We start from the raw sequence: 21,422 nt of genomic DNA, 5'->3' as shown, positions 1-21,422 counted from the left end.
AGCCCCAACTTTGAGTCAAATAATTTTTCACCTTAAAAAACTTAAATCATGAACAACAAATCGCTTGCAATCATTTCTTACATCACTATTATTGGTTGGTTAGTTGCTTATTTCATTGGAAAAGACAAAGCCGATGCCTTACTTAAATATCATTTAAGACAATCGTTAGGTCTGGCCATTGTAAACATTGTTTTCAGTGTGGTTTTAAACATAGTGGCAACAATGATACCCAGCTTATCATTCTTAGGCTTAATTGGGTTTGTATTTATCATTTTATGGATTATGGGCATCATCAATGCAGCAAACGGCGCCATGAAACCTGTTCCGCTTATTGGTAAAATGTTCGAAGAAAAAAATTCTGTTGTAAATAAATACTAAGATGTTTATGCGCCTCAATTTCAAAAATGTCATGCTAATGGTGATGGTTTTAACCATCACCGCATGCGAATTTTCTTTTACCACACCAGAAGAATATTTTGACCGGGTAGCGTTGAATACCAATTCCATCTCGCGTTTTGGCGGGCAGTATTTCAATACTTATTTAAGATATATTAAAGGAGGCGCAAATACGCCGGATTTTAATACCTGTGAGAAGTATCTTCGAAATAATTCCATCGCAACAGTAGTGGCTAATGTAAAAAAGATTAAAGATCTAAAGCCCACAAAAAAAACAAAACCGATGATTGATGCAGCGCTTGACCTTTATGCCTTTGTGCTAAAAAGCTATGAGAGCGATCACCTGAAGGTTGCAAAAATGATTGATGGCCATGCATCGGAAAATGATATTAATGCAGCAATTACCGCAATTGATAATAAAAGTTATGATGCTTTTGTACAGAAATACAATAAGCTTTGGGACATTGCTGAGGCCTACGCGAAGGATAATGGCATTGAAGTAAAAAAGATGCCTTTTTAACAATTGCAATTTCATTCAATCATTCATTAATTCTATCATTCATTAATTCTATCATTCATCTACCTATGATAAACATAACAGATTTTAAAGAAAATTTAGGTTTAAGTGAAATCCCTGTTGAACTTGAAAAACTGATTTACTTTCAGAACAATATTTCTTCTTTCGAAAATTACAGCCAGGGTTTTGGTGTTTTGATCGATGATAAATTGGGTTTAAAAAGCTGGAGCGAAGATGAAGATTTTTTAAACCGGTTACTCCCTTTTGCCCAGGCCAATGGCACAGGATCTTTTTATACGATATGGAACGATGCAAGTAATCAACCTTTAAACCAGATGCCTATAGTGGTTTTTGGAGATGAAGGCGGTGTTCATGTTGTTGCGGAAAACATTTTACAACTTTTGCACCTGCTTACTTACGATGCCGAAATCTGGGTTGAATTTGACCAGGCCTATTTTTACAAGAATAAAAACAGCTACGAAGAGCGTGAAGACCTGGATCAGTATTTAAAATGGATGAAAGGCGATTACCACCTCAACCAGATTGAAGCGCCTGACGAATTAATTAAAACTGCCCAGGAAAAATACAAAGAAAAATTTGATAAATGGTTTGGACAGTATTTTAATGAGAGCTAAAAAGAACGATCGACATTACAGAATATCAAATTCACTTTCAAGCAATTAAACCAACATGCAAACATTTAAATATTTCGAACAAGAAGGCAATACTTATAAGCTAAAAGTACAAAAAGGACTTTTTTACACCATTACTTTTGGTTGTGTTGCGGCCATAATAGCCATATTGTTCTACAGCACCAGCAGGGCAACCTTTTTATACGTTACTTTCTTCGCCCTTATAGGCCTATTGGGCATCTTGCGTACAACAGGCGTTATTGCTTTTGATCAGCACAACCGTGAGATACAGCGTAAACGTTTTTTCTTCAGCACGCCGGTGAGTTATAGCTTTGATGATTTTGACCATTTTCTCATCTCAAAACAAAAAAGTTATTTCATTACCGTAAGTATTCAGGCCATTATGGTAATGAGAAAAGGCAATAAAACCAGGCATATTTTACTGGCACAAACTTTATTTACCGCAAAACCCCTGCAAAAACTTAGTGAAGAAATAAGTACAGTAATGGGCTTGCCACAGCATTAAAATCACAACACTAATGATGACTGGATATAACCTAAAAATAGAAAATGGAAGATTAAGTTTTCAACCTGAACGCGATTATAAAAGCAAGATTTTGTTTTTTGCGCTCCTTGCTGCAGGGATATTTGTGGTAACGCCTATGCTCCATCTTTACCGTGATACTCAATGGTGCGTAATGGCCATTGGTTTGGTATCAGCATTTACGGCACTTTATGATTTTATCTTCCATTTTAATGTTACCTATATTTTCGATCAGTACATGCGGCAGGTATACAAAAAAATCCCTGGATTATTTACCCGTAAAATTATGCCTTTTGAAGATGTTTTTATCCTTCACGTACAAGAAGATGGACTGCTGCATTATGCCTTATCGCATAAACAGAATAAATATGGTAAAAGCTTCGCCATTAGTCAGCCATTTGGCACTAACCGCAAAAGCCAGATAAGACAAGAGAAATTTGAAACAGAGATTTTAACGGAAATTGAAAAAATAATTCACCATAGCGTATGATAAACTAAGAAACCTAACATCCATCCTATGAGCCAAAAAGAGCTACTATCATTACTGGGTTTACCCGCAAGCGATCCAAAAATCATCTATTTCTGCTATGGACCAAAGTTTTGAACAAAACAAAATATTAAAATTAAATAAACAGTAATGAACTACAACATCAGCAAAGGACTTTCGATATTCTGGAGCATTTACATGTTTTTTTTCGCTTTTCCATTTCCCATGTTTCTATATTACATCATCAAAAGCGAGAACATGCCCAACCTGATGGACAGCAATCCATGGTATTCGCTTGCTTTGCTTGTCATATCTATCTTGTTATGGATTGTATTGCTAATTGGTTATTACCGTAAATGGGTAGTCCGTAACTTTTTGATCAAAAGGAATATAGAAAAACTTAAAACCACCGGCGAACCGCGTGAGGCCAAGATATTAAAATCGGCAAAAACTTCGAAACCGGGAGCAGCTTACGATAGCTATGAACTTACTTTGCAGTTTAAAAACCTGGTGGGCAGTACCATTACTGTAAAAACTTTGGCAAACGATGCCAAACCCTACGAACGCCGTTACGAAGTTGGCAAAACCGTCGGTATTTTGTTAGATAAAGAGGTAAAAGATGCCCCTTATTTTATTTTTGCCACTACTGAAGTAAGCATGCGGAAAATGATTATTCTTCTTACTAACCTGGCCTGGCTAAGCTTTGTTGCTATTGTTGTTGCTTATTATGTTTATTCTTATGAAACGGAAAGTGAGGGTATGGGCTGGCGTTTTATGTGTATTGGCCATCCTTTATTAACTTGTGCATTCACGCTTCTTTGTTACCGTGGTTTCGGAACTTTTATCCTCAAAAAGTTTAATGGCAAACCTAATAAATTTTTCCTGATTAAATTTAGAGGTACGCAAACTAACGCCCGGTTGTTAAAAGCCAGCCAAAATGGAACCTACATCAATGAGCAGCCCATGATCAATTTTGAGCTCGAATTTACAGATCAGTTTTACCAAAAACACAGGGTAAATATCAAAAGGATTGTAAACCTACTTGATTTGGATCTCACCAAACAGGAATATGTTTCTATTTTTTACCTCAAAGAAGATCCTCAGCATGCTGCTTTTGAAAAAGATTTAAATCAAGTTGAATGAGAATTCTGATGAAAAACATAAAGCAATTTTATAGTTTAATTATACTGTTTAGTCTCCTCACTTTAAGCTGCAGGCAAATCACCCAAAGTGTGGATGAAACCTTTCATCCCAACGATTCACTGGTTAAAAAATATAATCAGGAAAATCATTTTGGTATAAATGGCGAGTATACAGGAAATACTAAAACCAGTACAACCACTTCTGTACAGCACAGAGAGGAGAAAACTATAGTGATAAACGGCGACACAATTAAAACCCCTGAAATGGAGCTCAAGGCAAAAGAAATGTTCCACGACATTGAATTGTTAAAACAACAGCAAAGCCCCGCAACGGCTAAAGAAATACAGAAAAGGGTAAATGAATTCCTAAAAGAAATGAAGTTGCCACAAGGCGGCCTTAAAAACATTGACAAAGAAAAACCGATAATAAAAGCAAAAAGAGGATTATTAAGTGCTGCAGCACTAGAAAAGGCAGAAGATCAACTCAAAAAATTGTACCCGTACCAAAGTAAAGAAATTTTGGTGTATGAATCCATTCATTTTTACGATGATGGATCCATTAATTTAGCATTACAGCACCCTACTAATCCAAAATATGTAGATGCATATAAATACAAAGACGGTAAATGGTCAGAACCAGAACCCGTAATGGCGAGAAATATCGAACGCCGGACATTTCCTTTAAGCGGAATACATTTTTCAGATGCACATAAAATAATACAGAATTATAATGTAAAAGCTGCTCAGGTTGAAGGGGCTAAGCCAATATCTGATGCTTATATCACTATATGGGATAATGGTATGCGCTGGAACCCAAGATCGATAAATGGTAGTCGTGAACGTTACGATATCCAGTTTAATAATAATGGAACGTTAAAAAGTTTTAGGCAGGAGTGAGAAGTTAGCTGTAAGTTACTTCTTAAATTTCTCTAAAAATGTAATCAGATCATACTTTATCAATTCCCAATGTTTCCCTTTTAAACAGACTGGATCAGGGTCTTCATCAGCAGAGTAAAAATTGGTCATATTCTCCCGATATGTAAAGGATCATGATGATATGGATAACGTTTTTGATGGAGCAACAACATTTCTTCAAAAGAGAATGATTCCATCAGTTCATGAAGGTCCCAAAAATCTTTCTTTCTGCCACCCTGCTGTACAACATCAATTTTCATGGCCAAAATTTCTTCCGTTGTTGCCATACGAATACCATCTACAACTAACGGATCAAATATAAATTCATCGGTATAGTAAAAATCAAGTTTAACGGTGTTCCTTTCATCACTCCCTACTCGATAGGACTTTCCCATCGCTACAGGCATATCCGAAACACCAAAAACATAGTCAAAATGAGCGGTTAAAAAAGCATCAATATTTTTGAAATCTATTGATCCGTAAAGTGCATCTGTAAAAAGATCGATGTCAATTGAAATCCGGTTGCCCAATTGTAAACTCAATGCTGTACCGCCAACCAACCTAAACTGTTCGAATAACGGTGCATCCATCAGTAACAGCAAGCAATTCTTTAATTTATCGTTTACCGTATTCCAATAGATCATTATTAAATGATATTAATCCCATTAAGGCTTGTTGGGCGCTTATAAAAAGTTTTTGGGGTTAGCTTTTCGATCGCATCCTTTCCATAAAAACTCAGGATTTCTTGTTTTTCTTTTTCATTACCGTACTCCAAAACACGGCTTACAATAAATTTTTTATGAAGACTCCAATCGATATTTTCAATTTTGGTATCCCAAAACAATGTTGTACTAAAAACAGAGAGATCAGGTTTTGATTTTTGTTTCTCCTTGTTTTTTTTGATATCATAAAATACCTGAAGCATCATCAAAAAACCTTCTTCTAAACCTAATGCTTCCTCGATACGCAAAGAAAGAGCAGTATTCATATCTCTGTTCCCTTTCGTAATTGCCCCAATGGTCTGCGGATGTTCCGAAAGGGATAAGGCAAACTGCCTTTTTGAAAGCTTCTTTTTTTTAAGCTCGTGCTCAAGGAAAAATCCTGGATGAAGTCCTTTCAATATGGATAGCTTTTCGAACATAAGCACAAATATAAACAATATTGTTTATACTTTAACAACATACACAATTGATTAAAGCATAAACAAGAACATTAACAATATCATTTTCAACACAATACGCACTAATGCCGTTGTTAAGGGTTTTAACTACAGATGCACACAAATAAACACGGATTTTATATCTGTGTGTATCCTTTTTATCTCCCGAAAGATCTGGACAAGTTGTGGTTAAATTATGTTTGCCTGTGGCGAAGGCTTAAATAACGGCATTACAATAGGCTCCCCGCTCAGTGCCCTCTGTGCTTTTTCTCTGTAATCTTTGTGGTTAAAAACTGAGAAAGCTTACAACAAACCCTTCAATACCACCCAAACATTTTCCGCCAAAATCTTATCTCCTTCTGCCGTTGGATGAATGCCATCTGCCTGGTTTAATTTAGGCACTCCACCCACTTTATCCAATAAAAATGGAATCAGGGCCATCTGGTTCTTTTTGGCCAGGTTGGGGAAAATGTTCTTAAAATCTGCTGCGTATTTCGCCCCCATATTCGGCGGAACCTGCATGCCTGCAATAACCATTTTTGCATCGGGATACTTGGCTTTTACCCGATCGATGATATCCTGAAGGTTTTTAATGGTTTGTGCTACAGGCAATCCGCGTAAACCATCGTTCGCCCCAAGTTCGAGTACAAAAATATCAACGGGCTGTTTAAGCAACCAATCAATCCGTCCTTTTCCACCCGCAGAAGTTTCGCCACTTAAACCGCCATTAATTACATTATAAGGCATTTTTAAAGAGTCGATCCGGTTTTGGATCAGGGCCGGATAAGCTTCCGTCGGATCGAGCCCATAACCTGCTGTTAAACTCGTTCCAAAAAAGAGGATATTTTTCTTTTTCGCCGCAGCAACCGAAACTTTTTGGTCAGCCGAATCTAAAGTTTTATCTGTATTGCTTTTACTTTGCTGGTTTCCACAGCTTAAGAGGATCAGGCTCAAAACAAATAGGCCCATTAATCGTTTTCGTAACATATCTAATAAATCTATATCTAATTATCGTTAACCTTATCTAACAGGCATCGTGCTGTTATGTTTGGCTAAAATCTATACGCAAACCCTAAAAAAATCAGCTATTGGAAAGCATATTGAACATTCGAAATGTAAGCAAAATTTACCAAAGTGCCGGGCGGGAACTCACCGTTTTGGATAACATCAATTTTTCTATCGCGGCCGGATCAACCGTGGCCATTACCGGCCCATCGGGAAGTGGTAAAACTACCCTGCTCGGTTTATGTGCGGGTTTAGACAGGGCCAGTAGCGGAACCGTTGAACTCAATGGAATTGCTTTAGAAAAACTCAATGAAGATGAGCGAGCCGCTGTGCGGAACCAATATGTAGGTTTTATTTTTCAGAATTTTCAGCTCCTGCCAACTTTAACTGCGCTCGAAAACGTAATGGTACCTTTAGAGTTAAGGGGGGCAAAAAATATTAAAGCTCATGCACTGGAGCTGCTGGATAAAGTGGGCCTTGCTGACCGCTCACACCACTATCCCATTCAATTATCAGGTGGAGAGCAGCAAAGGGTTTCGCTTGCAAGGGCATTCTCCAACCAGCCGGCTATTCTTTTTGCCGACGAGCCGACCGGAAACCTCGATGCAGAAACGAGCGAAAAAGTTATCAAACTGCTTTTTGATTTAAATAAAGATGCCGGAACCACTTTGATCATCGTAACGCACGACCTTGAACTGGCAGCCAGAACCTCAAGAAGCATCAAAATTAAAGGCGGCGTAATCATTTCAGACGAAAACCCGACTTATGCTTAATACCCTCCCAACGCAAAGCATTAAATTTTCCTGGCTGTTTAAAATGGCCTGGCGGGATAGCCGGAAAAACCGTGCACGTTTGTTGCTTTTTATTTCATCTATTGTTTTAGGCATTGCAGCCCTTGTGGCGGTATATTCTTTTAAAGATAACCTGCAAAAGGATATCGATGCACAGGCCAAAGAACTTACCGGTGCCGATCTGGTATTGGATAGCCGCAAAGGTGTAAGCAAAGCGATGCAAAAAATGCTTGATACACTGGGCGATGAACGCTCACAGGAGAAAACATTTGCCTCGATGATCTATTTTCAGAAAGGCGGTGGCAGCCGTTTGGTACAAATGAAAGCACTTGAAGGCAATTACCCATATTATGGCACCATAGAAACCATTCCGCTGACCGCAGCAAAAAACTTTCAAACCGGAAGAAATGCCCTGGTAGATCAAACCCTGATGCTGCAGTTTAACGCCAAAGTAGGCGATTCGGTTAAAGTCGGCGATCTAAACTTTAAAATCCTGGGTACGCTTACCAAAGCCCCGGGACAAACCGGGATCGGCGCCAGCATTGCCCCGACAGTATATATTCCACTACAGCTGCTTGATAAAACTAACCTGATTAAAACGGGAAGCCGCATCAACAATAAGTTTTATTTCAGGTATAACGATCCGTCTGGTATTGATGCATGGGTGAAGAAACAGGATGCGCAGCTTGAAAAAGAGGGTTTTGATGCCGATACGGTTGAATCGCGGAAAGAGCAAACAGGCCGGTCGTTTAAAGATGTAAACCGTTTTCTTGCCTTGTCAGGATTTATTGCCCTGCTTTTAGGCTGCGTTGGCGTTGGCAGTGCCATTCATGTCTACATTCAGGAGAAATTAAGCGCCATTGCTACATTACGGTGTTTAGGACTAAAATCAAGGCATGCTTTTTTAATCTACCTCATCCAGGTGTTTTTTATCGGGTTAATCGCCTCATTTTTAGGAGCCATTTTGGGTACAGGCATTCAGTTTTTGCTGCCTTTGGTACTGAAAGATTTTCTACCGGTAGAAATTACCATGCAGGTTTCGTGGCCAGCCGTTGGTCAGGGAATTTTATTAGGACTGATTATTTCAATCCTATTTGCACTCCCCTCACTCCTATCGGTAAGAAAAATTTCGCCATTAAATGCCATCAGAATCTCTTTTGAAAAAGCAGGGGGCAGAAGAGATCCACTCACCTGGCTGGTGTATTTGTTGATGGCCGCCTTTATTACAGGGTTTACCCATTTGCAAATGAAAACCTGGGTACAAACACTGGCCTTTACCTTGAGCATAGCCATTGCTTTTGTGCTGCTCATTGTACTGTCTAAATTATTGATGTTCCTGGTACGTAAACTCTTGCCCAACTCATCGAGCTATTTGTGGCGACAGGGATTTGCCAATCTTTACCGTCCAAACAACCAGACTTTAATGCTAACGGTTTCCATTGGTTTATCTACTGCTTTCATCTGTACCCTATTTTTTGTCCAGGGCATATTAATGAGCCGGGTTACGCTTTCATCAGGTGCTAACCAGCCAAACATGGTGATGTTTGATATTCAGAACACCCAAAAAGGAGGGTTGGATAGTTTAACCAAAGCTTTCAAACTGCCCTTAATGAATCAGGTGCCGGTAATTACCATGCGGATAGAAGAAATCAATGGAAAGAAAGCGAGTGCCGATACCAATAACAGAAGGGCCTATCGCAATGAGATCAGGGCTACTTATCAGGATACTTTAACCGCAGCCGAAAAAATCACTTCGGGTAAATGGATCGCAAAAATAAAACCCAATGAAACCGTTTATATTTCTTTAGATCAGCGTTATGCCCAATCCATTAATGTTGGACTGAATGATAAAATCCTTTTTAACGTTCAGGGCATGATGATCCCGACCGTTGTAGGCAGTTTGAGGGAGGTAAACTGGAGCCGGATGCAGACCAATTTCAGGGTAGTTTTCCCTGCCGGGGTATTAGAAGAGGCACCACAATTTCATGTATTGATGACCAGGGTACCATCGGGCGAAGTTTCGGCACGTTTCCAGGGCGAAGTAGTCCAAAAATTCCCCAATGTTTCGGTGATTGATTTAGACCTTGTGTTAAAATTATTGGATGAATTACTGAGCAAAATCGGTTTCGTAATCCAGTTTATGGCGGGTTTTAGTATGGTTACCGGCTGGATTGTGCTTATTTCGTCAGTATTAACCAGTAAAAACCAGCGGATAAAAGAGAGCATTTTATTGCGTACGATGGGTGCCAGTAGAAAACAAATACTTGCCATCAATGCCATCGAATATTTCTTTTTAGGTGCTTTTGCTGCTGGTGCCGGATTAATTTTAGCCATCAGTGGAAGCTGGGCATTGGCCAAATTTACATTTGATGCGGCATTTGTTCCACCTTTTATACTAACCGTGCTGTTATTTGGTTCAATTGTATTACTGGTCGTAATTACAGGTGTATTGAGCACCAGAAGCATCCTGAACCAACCACCCTTGAAGATATTGAGGACAGAAAGTTAATTCAATCGAAACCATCAAACTATATGATGGCAACTTTGTTTTTTTTTTAAAAAGGATTTAAAAATGAATAAAAGATATCCAATATTGTTTCTGGCCTTAGGTGTGAGTGTTATTGCAATTAATGCTATTTCCTGTGTATCTATTCCCAAAGGGGCAACTGCTGTTAAGCCATTTGAAAAAGATAAGTATTTAGGTAAATGGTATGAAATAGCCCGGATGGATTTTAAGTTCGAAAAAAACCTTAATAACGTAACAGCAACTTATTCACTTAAAGATGACGGCAGCATCAAGGTAGATAACCGCGGCTACAATTATGTAAAACAAGAATGGAAACAGAGTATCGGCAAGGCAAAATTTGTGAAGGAAAGTAACGAAGGAAGATTAAAGGTTTCCTTTTTCGGCCCTTTTTATGCTGGTTATAATGTAATCGAGATCGATAAAGATTATCAATATGCATTAATAGCGGGCAACAACCTTAAATATTTATGGATTTTATCCAGGAACAAAAGCATCCCTGAAACTGTTAAACAGCAATATTTAAAAAAAGCGGAAAGCCTAGGTTATGATACCGCTACTTTGGTTTGGACCAAACAAGATCAATAGAAAACTTAAATCTCATTAAACCATAGCTTTTCAATACTTTGTAAGAGATATGGTTTGTATTTCAGCAAAATTTGACAATGCCTTATAGATTAAGGTATTTCTTCGTCGGCTTTCTTCCTGTTAGTTCTGCTTTATCAGATCCAATACTGTCTCAAGAGTCTTGTCGGCAATTACTTCTTTATCAGGCTTTACACCAACCCCCTCCCAGTTGGTTTTTGTTATCGGGTTTATCGCCCTCGAATTTGGGATATAAGCAATAAAGCTATTGCCTACCGGTTCTGGTGCCATGGGATGCGCACCACCTCCAGTACGCTCGCCAACAATTAAGGCACGGTGCTGGGCTTGCAGGTTATAAGCAAATTCCTCTCCTGCCGAAAAGGTTTGCTTATTTGTTAAAATATAAATAGGAGTGGTCTTAAGGGCTACCAAAGAAGTATCTGGTGTTGTCCAAAACTCAGTATAAGAGCCATCCTTGCGGCAATAGAGATCGTTTAGATGAATTTTTTCATTGAAAAAAAATCCACAGAAAAAGCTTACAGCAGCCGGATCTCCGCCCATGTTATCTCTGAGGTCGATAATGAGTGTGTTGCTGTTACTTACAAACCGTAATGCGGCAGTAATCGTAGCCTTGGTTTCCTGGTCTAGCTGAAAAAATCCTTTCACCTTCAAATAGCCTATGTTTCCGGGCATAATCTCTGCCTTCTCCATTCCAAAATTTACTTGCTTTCTGAATTGAAGTCGTCTTGCTTTTTGTGCTACGGTATCAGGATTCTCGTCGATTTTTGCTGCCAGCGGATCATAGCTGATAGACAAGTGACCATCATGATAAACCGACTGAAGGTCGGTAGTTAATTTATACGCAAAAGCGTTTTGTGTATGGATTGTATCGTAAGCACCCTTTTTAAATTGCAGATTAATGAAATCTCCCATCCGCCGCGCGGTATCAAGAAAAATGTAGTTCTCTTTTAAACTCTTTGAGATGCCGGTAATAGTTTCTGCTTTTATCCTCTTTGTGAGAATAGGATTTTGAGCCAGAGCTACAGAACCACACAACAAGATTACCAAAAGGGATATGGCAAAGATTTTCATATCAAGCTAAAATAAGCAATTTTCGACACAATTAACTGATGGATGATTATTTATTCTGGTCAAAGAATTTTAGCCGATACAAGACCTGATTTTCAATTCAGTCCCGCACATTTTATTGAAGATGCCCAAACCGGAACAAGAATTTATCCATACACAGAAATATCTAAAAGCAAAGTGGATAATTAAAATCATTATCTCAATAAACTATAAACTGCCTTGATTTTTGGGAGACAAAAAGAATGCACACAGATAATACAGCTTTAAAAATCTGTGTTTATCTGTGTGCATCTGTGGTTAAAAACCTTTAAATTAACAATATTGTCCTAAGCGGCGTCAATTGCTTCGCGAAGCGCTTTTGCAGCGGCAGCAGGATCTTCTGCACCATAAATGGCAGCGCCTGCAACAGCTACTATTGCTCCTGCTTTTATAACAGCGGCAACGTTATCAATATTTACCCCACCTGCAATAGAAACCGGAACACCAGCTCTTGCAGCCTCATCGATTAAAACCTGGATAGAATAACCTGGAGTCCATTGTTCATCTAAACCAGCGTGTAGTTCTACAAATTCTACACCTAACGCTGTTACTTCCTGCGCTCTTTTAACGCGATCAGGATAACCTATTGTATCTACAACCACACCTTTACCATGCGCTTTTGCAGCTTTAACTGCTCCAATAATTGTTGCATTTCCTGCAGCGCCCATTACGGTTACTAAATCAGCACCTGCTTTGAATGCGATATCGGCTTCCAGTTCACCCGCATCGGCAGTTTTTAAATCTGCAAAAACCAGTTTGTCAGGATGTGCTGCTTTCATTGCAGTAATTACTGTCGAACCCATATTTTTGATCAAAGGGGTTCCCAATTCTATAATATCTACATAAGGCGCAACTTTTGCTGCTAATGCCAATGCTTCTTCTGTTGTTAATAAATCTATTGCTACTTGTAATTTTGCCATGATGATGTTGATATATAATTAAATAATTTGTTATTCGAGATTTGCATGTCTTTCCCAGAGTTCTTCTGCAGGTTGGCCGCTTAATTTCCAAAGTGACTGAAAAATGGCATCGTTAAGCAAGAGCAGAAATTGTTCAAAAAGGCTTCCTGCATATTGGGTAGATACTTTTTTACTATGATCTTCTTTCTCTGCAGCCGGAACCAAAACCAGGTGATTGCACAATTTGGCCAATGGCGATTCGGCATTGGTAGTAATGCCCACTATATTTGCCCCTGCTCCAATCGATTTTTCTACAGCTTTTACAATCGATCCGGTTGTTCCGGAACCCGATGCTGCAATCAATAAATCGCCAGCTCTAATTGCCGGACTGGTGGTATCGCCAACATAATACACTGTTAGCCCAAGGTGCATCAAACGCATGGCGGCCGATTGCATCGCAAAACCCGAACGGCCTGCCGCTGTAATAAAAATCCGTTTCGCCTGTTGAATGTGATATATGAAAGGAATAAGCTGATCAAGTTGCACTTTTTTGGCCAATTGTGTATTCTCTTCTATAATCCTGTCGAGGTTCATTTGCAGATCCCAGGCCAATTGCTGGTTATCCAGCTCGTCTGCCAAGACTTCATTATTGACCATTTCTACTGATTCTTTTGATTCCATTTCCGCTTTTGCTTTAATGGTCCAAAGGTATAATGACCAGTTAAAACGAGGGTTACACATTCAGCCACTTATGTGGGACTATTTGGAAATACTTTTAAAAAAAAGTCATGCATTAGCCATAATTAACGCACCATTTCCGAATAGTCCACCATAATTACCATTTAATCCAATCTCTAAAAATTTAAGTTTTTAACTTTAACCATCATGAGTTTATCAACAGAAAGTACCCAACTGGAAAGGGCTATTATTTACATCCGCGATTTAAGCAACTGCCCGCCCAGCTACCTCAACGATCCGGGCAGGAAAGAATTCTTTGAAATTGTATGGCTTAAAAACGAGGAGCCTTTACATGCCCTGCAACAATCAGAATTTGATAGTAAAGGTGATTGGATTTACCTGATTCCGCCTTATCGCGTACATCAGCTTAATAAGGCAGGTAAATACGGTGTGTTAATCTCTTTTAAAAGATCGGTACTTGAAGGGGAAGAAAAAGAATTTTTGCTTGATCTGTTTAAGATTTTTAATGTTCAGGGCGAATTTTCGTGCCTAAGGCTCAATGCAGAAACGGCAGATGAACTGAGCAGCATTTACAGGTTAATTGAAGATGAATACCAGAAAGCAGGCAATAATTTCATTATTACCAAAGCATTGTTAAAGGTTTTTTTGTTAAAACTGATACAGGTTAAAGAACATGAATTTACCAGTCATGATGTACAGCAAAAAAGGGTTTACGAATTTTTGATGTTACTGGAAAGCAATTACCAACAGGTTAGGAATACTGATTTTTATGCGGGTAAGATCGGCATCAGCTCTAAAAGGCTGAACCAGATTTTAAAAGAAAAACTGAACAAAACCGGCATGCAGATTATCCACGACCGCATTATACTGGAAGCTAAACGAAAAATTATCCACAGTGAACAAACTATAAAGGAAATTGCTTACGAACTGGGCTTTTCAGACAGGCCATACTTTAGTCGTTTCTTTAAAAAACAGACGCAACAAACACCAGAAGAGTTTCAAAAACAAGCCAGAAACCACATCGAATCGAAATTTAATACACTGGTTTAAAAAAACTGACATGTTTTACGAATAATCGATACTTTTACTTTTATGATCAGATTAAATAACGATACACCCAATGATATTCTTCAGGATGTGAAAATCGGAGATATGGTAACCGATACGTTCAGCAAAACCGGCCTGGTAGAAACTATAGAGATTAGTGACGACGGCCTGTACCGGATTTACGAGTTCAACCTCGTTACCGGAAGAACCATTACCGTTAAAAAGTAATCACCTAAATAATCTCTAACCAAATGTCATTACTAATTTTACTATTCGGCATCCTGTTGCTCTTTATCCTGATTTTGAAGAAAATCAACCCGATGATTGCCTTAATTGCCGTAGCAATTATAACCGGACTTTTATTGGGAATGCCAGCTACAAAGGTAATGACTTCCATTAGCAACGGAATAGGCAGTACGCTGGGCAGCATGGTGATGGTTTTAACACTTGGTGCGATGATGGGAAAACTGATTGAAGACAGTGGCTCGGCTAAAAGAATTGTTTTCATCCTGATCAGGGCCTTCGGTAAAAAAAACATCCAGTGGGCGGTACTGTTAACCGGCTTATTGGTGGGAATACCCCTGTTTTATAATGCAGGTTTTGTGGTGCTTATTCCGCTGGTATTTGCCATTTCGGCTACCACCGGACTTTCGAAACTTTACATAGGCATCCCGATGGCCACAGCGCTTTCGGTAACACATGGTTTTCTGCCACCACATCCTGGCCCGGTAGCCTTGGCTGGAATTTTCCACGCCGATATTGGCAAAACATTGATTTACGGTTTAGCATTAAGCATTCCTATAGCCATTATTGCGGGTATTTATTTCCCGAGGCTGATTATTAAACGGGATCAGGCTGCAAACCTTCAGGATTTCAAGATCGATGAAGAAGAAAACCTGCCTTCGGCTACCCGAAGTTTTATTACAGCCCTCTTACCCGTGTTTTTGATTATTGCCGGCACAATAGGCAGTAGTTTTAAATTTGATTATATCGGCAAACCCTTATTCGTTTTCCTGGCCGATCCTACCGCAGCGCTTTTAATTTCGGTTATCATCGCGCTGGCTGTTCAAAAAACCTCCATTGCAAAAGCAATGGAATCTTGCGCTGAAGGCGTTAAAAGTATTGCGATGATTATTTTAATTATTGCTGCCGGCGGTGCATTTAAGCAGATTTTGATTGATAGTGGTATGGGCGAAACGGTAAAACAGCTTACCGGAGGTTTAAATTTATCGCCACTGCTGCTTGCCTGGTTAATTACTGCATCGCTCCGGGTAACCCTTGGCTCGGCAACGGTAGCGGCACTAACCGCATCCGGAATGGTATTGCCATTAATCGGCCCTGGCGCTCCACCAGAGTTAATGGTTTTATCGGTAGGCGCCGGAAGTTTGATGTTCTCGCACGTAAACGACACCGGTTTCTGGATGTTTAAAGAATATTTTAACCTGAGCCTGAAAGAAACCTTTCGCACCTGGACAATGATGGAAAGTTTGGTTTCTGTTTTAGGACTTGTTGGTGTGCTGGTATTGAACCAGTTTGTTTAAAATCGAAAAATCGTCATTACTGAGGAGGAACGACGAAGCAATCTTTCTGATTATTCTCCCAGTTATAAAGATTGCTTCGTCGGCTTAAAAAGCCTTCTCGCAATGACGACACAATTTATAAAGCCGTGGTTCGTGTCCCCACGAACCGCCCTGTATTTTTTGCCACGGAAACTCAGAGAACACGGAAATTGACTGCCCTGGATTTTGTCTTATTTTTCAAATTAAACTTAGCTGCCCTCAGGTGGCTCAGGTGGTCAAAAACAACTCAAGTTGGTAACACAAACTACACACATCCCTGCAGCCATGGTTCGTGTCCCCACGAACTGCCTTGTATTTTTTGCCACGGAGACTCAGAGAACACGGAAATTGATGCCCTGGATTTTGTCTTATTTTTCGAATTAAACTTAGCTGCTCTCACTATTTAATTAATTCTTCACCCTGTTTTTTTCCGCATCGGCTCCTGAAGATTCATGCTTGGCTGGTGTAGAAAAAGCCTTACCAAAACGGTAACTGTAACTCACCACAACCGATCTCGAATCCTGACGGTTAACCCAGTTTGCTTCTGTATTTGCCAGGTTATTGATTACCCCATTATATACACGGGTTCTGAAAATATCGTTCGCGGTTAACTTCAAAGTGCTTTTTGCTGAAAGTTTTTTCTGTACCGCTGCACCAAACTCATGTACTTCGCCCAACAAAAACTGAACGTTAGATAATTTACTCTGGTAACGCATGTTTAACTCTGCATTCCACGTCGGACTGATTTTAAACTGAAGGTTAGGACTTGCCTTTAAATAACTTCCCTTGGTAACCAGAAAGCCTGTATAAAAATCTGTTTTCGAAACTATTTTTGCATACTCCACATAGGCATTCAGTTTAACCCATTTTGTTAAGTCGATTTCTGCATTTACCGAAACATTGGCTACCGTGGTTTTACCTACATTGGCTGGCCTGCTATAATAAGTGCCGTCTACAATCTCTATGGTTTCGTTCACTTCATCCCTCACCCAACCGTAACCTAAAGTGGTGGTAATTTTATTTTTATACGTGTGCGAAAGCTCCAGACTTTGTGTAAATGATGGCTTTAAGAATGGATTTCCAACATAATAAGTAAATTTATCCAACGGAGAGAAGAATGGGTTCAGATCCTGATAATACGGACGGTCGATCCTTCGTCCATAATTTAAGCCCAGCTCATTATTTCCGGCAGTATCCAGTTTATATGAAAAATAAACCGTTGGAAACAAACTGTTGTAGGTTCTTTTAAAACTCGAATCGGGTTTGATCAGGTTTCCTAGCTGATGACCATTGGATACCGTATTTTCATACCTCAATCCCACCTGTAACGAAAACCGCTTTCCTTCCCTGCTCATGTTGAGGTAAGCCGCATTAATGTTTTCTTCATACAGAAAATGATTGCTCTTTTCATAATCGGCACTGGTTTTTCCGCCAGCAGTATTAAAATAATCTGCAACATTATCTGTTGTGGTATAAGCTGTTTTAATACCTGCATCCAGTTCCCATTTGTTAGCCAGCGGATGAGAATAATCCATCTTTGCGGTGTAGATATCAATATTAGAAGGCAGATTACCCGTTAATATGTCCTGATATTTTAATGCTCCGCCTGGCAGGTAACTGAAATTATAATAAGTCTGATCCGTTCGGTTGCGGTAAAGCAAATAATCTGCATCAAATGTAAGCTCCCTGCCGGCCTGTTTAAACTTATGCCTGTAGTTTAAGTTTACTCCCGCATTCTGGTATTTAATCTGGTCGATATTCTCGGCCCTGATTACAGAATCGAGTTGCATCGATGCGTTTGATAAATTACTCGTATTGTTATTTACTTGTTTAGAAATCCGGTTCATGCCCGTAATTACAACACCCCATGTGGTATTATCCGAAGCATAATAATCAAGTCCTGTTTTCAGGTTGAGCGTATTGCCATGCCTGCGGAAATAAGAATTCTGATTAAAGTAAGATTTGGCACTACCATCGTCATTTTTATATTTCCGGTTCAGATCAAGATCGGTAAAACTATTGTTGAGGTTATAGCTTAAATTTCCAAAAATATTAATTTTATCCTTACGGTAATTAAAGTTGAAACTGTTATTCGACCTCGTCAGTTCGCCCTGGTTTAAGCTTACATTAATTCCTCCGTTAAATCCGGCAGTTTTGGTTTTCTTAGTTTTGATATTAATTACCCCTCCATTTCCTGCAGCATCATATTTGGCCGGCGGATTCGTCATCAGTTCGATCTGATCAAGCGATGAAGAAGGCAGCGATCGCAAATAATTATCCAGGTCGGCACCCGAGAGGTAAGTTGGTTTATCATCAATAAAGATGGCCACTCCGTTTTTGCCTTTAAGCGAAATTACACCATTCTGATCTACATTAACACCAGGCGATTTGCTCAGCACATCCAAAGCCGTTGTTCCGGCGTTAGAAATCAGTGCATCAACATTCACCACTGTGCGGTCGATCTTCCGTTCAACAAAAGCCTTTTGTCCCGAGATATTGACCTCCTTTAAATTATTGGCGCCCGTAACCATTTTAATATCCTGCAAGGCTACAGCCTGATGGTTCGCATCTAAAACCAGTGTATCTGTTTTATAGATTGGCGCACCAACCACCGATATTTTAATCAGGTATTTTCCGTAAGCCAGCTGATCAAAACTGAACAACCCATCCTTTTCAGTGAAAATGGTTTTGAACAATACCGAATCTTTTAGCAAGACTACAGTAGCAAACTCAATATTTTTTCCCTCAGCATCCAATACACGGCCATAAATTCTGGATGAAGGCGGTTGAGCTTGAGCGAAAGTAAGGGCAATATTCATCCATACGGCTAAAAAAGCCATGAGTGTAAATTTCATGATGGTGGGATTGGATTAGCGCTTTGAGAATTTAGTTTTTGTTGTTTTCAATCAGGAAGTTGTACATGAGCGAATGTTTATCGCTTTTCAGAAATTTCTTTTTGTATTTTGCCTGTACATCAGTGCTTTGTTTTATACCGTTTACTATCAGCTCATCTTTATTGAGTTTGTATGATAGTTTATTGGTACTGCTGATGATGCCGTCTTTCATCAATTCCCGATTGATATCGCTGGTATAATCATGTCCGTCACCATTGGTTACGGTTTTTGAGGTAACCGTACGTTGTGAACTGGTTCTGCTACTGCCATTTTCACCATAAACAGGCGGCGTTGGTGGGGTTGGAGGGCTTGCAGGTGTAGCTGGTGTAGCAGGGACAGCAGGAACTGCCGGTACAGCTTTCGGTGCTTTTGGCGCCTTTGGTGGGCGAGGCGCCGTTTGTGTTACTCCATAACCTTTCGATTTATATTCTTTTGCATCTTCAGCAGCTTGTTTGGCATCTACAATGGCTTGTTTTGAGTCTGCAATGGCTTGTTTTGAGTCTGCTTCGGCTTGTTTGGCATCAATAACAGCCTGTTTAGCATCTTCCTGTGCCCGCTTAGCATCCTCTTTCCTCGCTCTTTCATCCGCTTGCCTGGCCTTTACATCTTCTTTCGTTTCTTGCTGCTGCTGCTTTTCATTCAGTTTTTTCAACTGACTGTCCATTTTTGCATTGATCTCCTTTTCCAGTTGATCTGCAGATTTTCCTTCAGCAGGTTTGTTTTTTTTCTTTGTCGTATCCTGCAAAGCTAAAATTGAAGTGCTTATTTCCTTTTTGGTCGCTGTTTTTGCATTGCCAACGCTTTTAAAAGCGGCAGTACAAACCACAACCGAAACCATGGCGATGGTTAATATTGTTTTTTCCATTTTGTTTAAAGTTGAATTGGTATTGAATAACATCCTGCTTGCTCTGTGCAGCAGGCTACCTTTATTCCCGCTCATGGCCATGGCATAAGCAGGTGCACGCTGCTTAAATTCCTGGCACACAATAAGGGCCTGAATGTAGTTTTTGCGATCGTTTACACAGGCGATGGCCAAATCATCGCAACAGTGCTCGCGCTCTGTTTTTATTAATTGCGATACCCAAAGTACCGCCGGGTTAAAAAAGAATACAATTTCGATAAAGCTCTGCAACAAGTTTACCAGGTAGTCCTTACGTTTAATGTGCGCCAGTTCGTGAGAAAAGATGGATTCTACTTCTGCAGTGGATAAACCATTAAGCAAGCCCAAAGGGATCAGTATTAAAGGTTTAAAATGCCCTACTACCATGGGTACCTGCGCAATACCCGATTGCATCACTTTAACCTGTTGGGTTAAACCCAGTTTTTGAGCCAGTTCATTTAATTTCTCGTCCCATTTTTTACCGGCAGCATAGGTTTTATGATTACGCAGGTGGTATACACCATTTAAACCTACTATTAATTGGATGCTTTTTCCACAGATGATCAGGAACCACACCAATACAATCTGATAGGCATAAGCATTCCATAAGGAAAGGAGTCTGTTTAGTCCCGAATACATATCGTGCTGAACATTTGTAACCGCTTGTTGATCTGCAATTGCATTTGGCAGGTTAATACCTGTTTCATGAACGGCCTGCGACTGCCCATGGCTAACGGGCTCCTGAAGCTCCTGATAGAAAGTGAATCCTATTGCAATAACAAATAAAGCTAAACATACCGTAAGCAGGTTATAACGCCATGTAGCACTTGCTTTACGGGTAGTAAACATGACCAAACCGGCCAGCAAAGCTAAAATTACGCCAAGCCACAAAGAGTGAAACAAGGTGGCGCCCAGGGCATGAAGCCAATTTTCGGGCAAAAGGTTGATTAATTTAAATTCCATTATCGTGGTTCTTTAGCATCTGTCACTATTAATTAGTCCATGCTATCCAATAGCCGCTTAATCTCTTCGATTTCCTTTTTTGATGTTTTCTCATTCCCCAAAAGCTGCATCATCAACTGCGACGCTGAACCTTTGTATAAGGTGTTTACGAAACGGTCTAACAACTGAACTTTGGTTTTTTCTTCTGCTTCTACCGGAATATAAATGTGTTTCATTTGGCTCTCATCACGTTTTAAAATTCCTTTTTCAGCTAAGATCTGCATCTGTTTTAAAGTTGAAGTGTAATTCACCTCTCTTTGTTCATTCAGCTTATCATTTACAAACCGAACAGTCGACGGCCCAAATTCCCACAACACCTGGAGAATTTCCAGTTCAGCTTTGGTAGGTTCAGGCAGATTATTCTCGGGGTGTATAATTTTCATATCCTAAAGGTACGATGTTTTTCGTACGATACAAATATTAGGATAATTATTTTTGTTAAAATTCAATAAAACACTGGCTTTAAGCCATTTAAAAACAATCCGCCTTAAGCAAAATAAAATGTATTGTCAAAATCGGGTTGGTAGAATTTTAAAGACTTTTCTGCAAATCCTACACGCTTAAAATAAACATTTTGACCACAATCATCAATGGCCTTAATGCTTATCAAAGGAGAT

22 protein-coding genes are annotated in these 21,422 nt (G+C 39.5%); 13 read left to right on the top strand and 9 right to left on the bottom strand.

What is annotated here, in order from left to right; all coding sequences use genetic code 11:
• The first annotated feature begins 48 nt into the window (after positions 1 to 48).
• The 7 genes from H9L23_RS01760 to H9L23_RS01730 all read left to right on the top strand — a co-directional run bounded on the left by H9L23_RS01760 (position 49) and on the right by H9L23_RS01730 (position 4,615).
• Positions 49 to 378 (top strand): DUF4870 domain-containing protein, encoded by a 330-nt coding sequence (locus H9L23_RS01760; protein WP_187593386.1) that lies wholly within the window; start codon positions 49 to 51, stop codon positions 376 to 378.
• 37 nt (positions 379 to 415) lie between these two features.
• Positions 416 to 916, top strand: a complete 501-nt coding sequence (locus H9L23_RS01755) for a hypothetical protein (protein ID WP_187593385.1) — start codon at positions 416 to 418, stop codon at positions 914 to 916.
• Between the two features lie 65 nt (positions 917 to 981).
• Positions 982 to 1,548 carry a hypothetical protein gene (locus H9L23_RS01750; protein ID WP_187593384.1) on the top strand — a complete coding sequence of 189 codons (567 nt, stop codon included), beginning with the start codon at positions 982 to 984 and terminating at the stop codon, positions 1,546 to 1,548.
• Positions 1,549 to 1,603: 55 nt separating this feature from the next.
• Positions 1,604 to 2,071, top strand: a complete 468-nt coding sequence (locus H9L23_RS01745) for a hypothetical protein (protein ID WP_187593383.1) — start codon at positions 1,604 to 1,606, stop codon at positions 2,069 to 2,071.
• Between the two features lie 13 nt (positions 2,072 to 2,084).
• Positions 2,085 to 2,579: a hypothetical protein gene (locus tag H9L23_RS01740; protein WP_187593382.1), complete on the top strand. Its 495-nt coding sequence runs from the start codon at positions 2,085 to 2,087 to the stop codon at positions 2,577 to 2,579.
• 147 nt (positions 2,580 to 2,726) lie between these two features.
• Positions 2,727 to 3,719 (top strand): hypothetical protein, encoded by a 993-nt coding sequence (locus tag H9L23_RS01735; RefSeq protein WP_223191025.1) that lies wholly within the window; start codon positions 2,727 to 2,729, stop codon positions 3,717 to 3,719.
• An 8-nt stretch (positions 3,720 to 3,727) separates the two neighbouring features.
• Positions 3,728 to 4,615, top strand: a complete 888-nt coding sequence (locus H9L23_RS01730) for a hypothetical protein (RefSeq protein WP_187593381.1) — start codon at positions 3,728 to 3,730, stop codon at positions 4,613 to 4,615.
• Positions 4,616 to 4,740: 125 nt separating this feature from the next.
• On the opposite strand, the gene H9L23_RS01725 is transcribed toward H9L23_RS01730, so the two are convergent.
• From H9L23_RS01725 to H9L23_RS01715, 3 genes are all read right to left on the bottom strand, one after another.
• Positions 4,741 to 5,277: a nucleotidyl transferase AbiEii/AbiGii toxin family protein gene (locus H9L23_RS01725; protein WP_246474808.1), complete on the bottom strand. Its 537-nt coding sequence runs from the start codon at positions 5,275 to 5,277 to the stop codon at positions 4,741 to 4,743.
• Positions 5,278 to 5,279: 2 nt separating this feature from the next.
• A complete protein-coding gene (locus H9L23_RS01720) occupies positions 5,280 to 5,774 on the bottom strand; it encodes a helix-turn-helix transcriptional regulator (protein ID WP_187593380.1) in 495 nt (164 codons plus the stop codon).
• Positions 5,775 to 6,095: 321 nt separating this feature from the next.
• Positions 6,096 to 6,779, bottom strand: a complete 684-nt coding sequence (locus H9L23_RS01715) for an arylesterase (RefSeq protein ID WP_187593379.1) — start codon at positions 6,777 to 6,779, stop codon at positions 6,096 to 6,098.
• A 101-nt stretch (positions 6,780 to 6,880) separates the two neighbouring features.
• On the opposite strand from H9L23_RS01715, the gene H9L23_RS01710 reads away from it, so the two are divergent.
• The 3 genes from H9L23_RS01710 (at position 6,881) to H9L23_RS01700 (ending at position 10,700) form a co-directional block, all read left to right on the top strand.
• Complete coding sequence (locus tag H9L23_RS01710; RefSeq protein ID WP_187593378.1) at positions 6,881 to 7,570, top strand: ABC transporter ATP-binding protein; 690 nt, start codon at positions 6,881 to 6,883, stop codon at positions 7,568 to 7,570.
• Positions 7,563 to 10,097, top strand: a complete 2,535-nt coding sequence (locus H9L23_RS01705) for an ABC transporter permease (protein ID WP_187593377.1) — start codon at positions 7,563 to 7,565, stop codon at positions 10,095 to 10,097. Before H9L23_RS01710 ends, H9L23_RS01705 begins: the two co-directional genes overlap by 8 nt.
• Positions 10,098 to 10,160: 63 nt before the next feature.
• Positions 10,161 to 10,700, top strand: a complete 540-nt coding sequence (locus H9L23_RS01700) for a lipocalin family protein (protein ID WP_187593376.1) — start codon at positions 10,161 to 10,163, stop codon at positions 10,698 to 10,700.
• Positions 10,701 to 10,820: 120 nt separating this feature from the next.
• Here H9L23_RS01700 and H9L23_RS01695 read toward each other — a convergent pair whose 3' ends face one another.
• From H9L23_RS01695 to hxlB, 3 genes are all read right to left on the bottom strand, one after another.
• Positions 10,821 to 11,789, bottom strand: coding sequence for a S41 family peptidase (locus H9L23_RS01695; protein ID WP_187593375.1), 969 nt, complete (start codon positions 11,787 to 11,789; stop codon positions 10,821 to 10,823).
• A gap of 323 nt (positions 11,790 to 12,112) precedes the next feature.
• Positions 12,113 to 12,745: a 3-hexulose-6-phosphate synthase gene (gene hxlA, locus H9L23_RS01690; protein WP_187593374.1), complete on the bottom strand. Its 633-nt coding sequence runs from the start codon at positions 12,743 to 12,745 to the stop codon at positions 12,113 to 12,115.
• Between the two features lie 30 nt (positions 12,746 to 12,775).
• Positions 12,776 to 13,405, bottom strand: coding sequence for a 6-phospho-3-hexuloisomerase (hxlB, locus tag H9L23_RS01685; RefSeq protein WP_223191024.1), 630 nt, complete (start codon positions 13,403 to 13,405; stop codon positions 12,776 to 12,778).
• A 204-nt stretch (positions 13,406 to 13,609) separates the two neighbouring features.
• Between hxlB and H9L23_RS01680 the strand changes: the two genes are divergently transcribed.
• From H9L23_RS01680 to H9L23_RS01670, 3 genes are read left to right on the top strand one after another with little or no spacing between them, the layout of a single operon-like run.
• Positions 13,610 to 14,473 (top strand): helix-turn-helix domain-containing protein, encoded by an 864-nt coding sequence (locus tag H9L23_RS01680; protein WP_187593373.1) that lies wholly within the window; start codon positions 13,610 to 13,612, stop codon positions 14,471 to 14,473.
• A gap of 42 nt (positions 14,474 to 14,515) precedes the next feature.
• The gene (locus H9L23_RS01675; RefSeq protein ID WP_025142569.1) at positions 14,516 to 14,698 is read left to right on the top strand and encodes a hypothetical protein; all 183 of its coding nucleotides are present in this window, start codon (positions 14,516 to 14,518) and stop codon (positions 14,696 to 14,698) included.
• 23 nt (positions 14,699 to 14,721) lie between these two features.
• Positions 14,722 to 16,011 carry a gluconate:H+ symporter gene (locus H9L23_RS01670; RefSeq protein ID WP_187593372.1) on the top strand — a complete coding sequence of 430 codons (1,290 nt, stop codon included), beginning with the start codon at positions 14,722 to 14,724 and terminating at the stop codon, positions 16,009 to 16,011.
• Between the two features lie 425 nt (positions 16,012 to 16,436).
• On the opposite strand, the gene H9L23_RS01665 is transcribed toward H9L23_RS01670, so the two are convergent.
• From H9L23_RS01665 to H9L23_RS01655, 3 genes are read right to left on the bottom strand one after another with little or no spacing between them, the layout of a single operon-like run.
• On the bottom strand, positions 16,437 to 18,884 hold the full coding sequence (locus tag H9L23_RS01665) for an outer membrane beta-barrel family protein (RefSeq protein WP_187593371.1): 2,448 nt from the start codon (positions 18,882 to 18,884) through the stop codon (positions 16,437 to 16,439).
• 31 nt (positions 18,885 to 18,915) lie between these two features.
• Complete coding sequence (locus H9L23_RS01660) at positions 18,916 to 20,766, bottom strand: M56 family metallopeptidase (RefSeq protein WP_187593370.1); 1,851 nt, start codon at positions 20,764 to 20,766, stop codon at positions 18,916 to 18,918.
• Between the two features lie 32 nt (positions 20,767 to 20,798).
• Positions 20,799 to 21,188: a BlaI/MecI/CopY family transcriptional regulator gene (locus H9L23_RS01655; RefSeq protein ID WP_187593369.1), complete on the bottom strand. Its 390-nt coding sequence runs from the start codon at positions 21,186 to 21,188 to the stop codon at positions 20,799 to 20,801.
• Positions 21,189 to 21,422 lie beyond the last annotated feature (234 nt).

It is taken from the genome of Pedobacter roseus (assembly GCF_014395225.1).
Classification (GTDB): Bacteria; Bacteroidota; Bacteroidia; order Sphingobacteriales; family Sphingobacteriaceae; genus Pedobacter; species Pedobacter roseus.
This window is presented reverse-complemented; position numbering and strand designations above follow the sequence as displayed.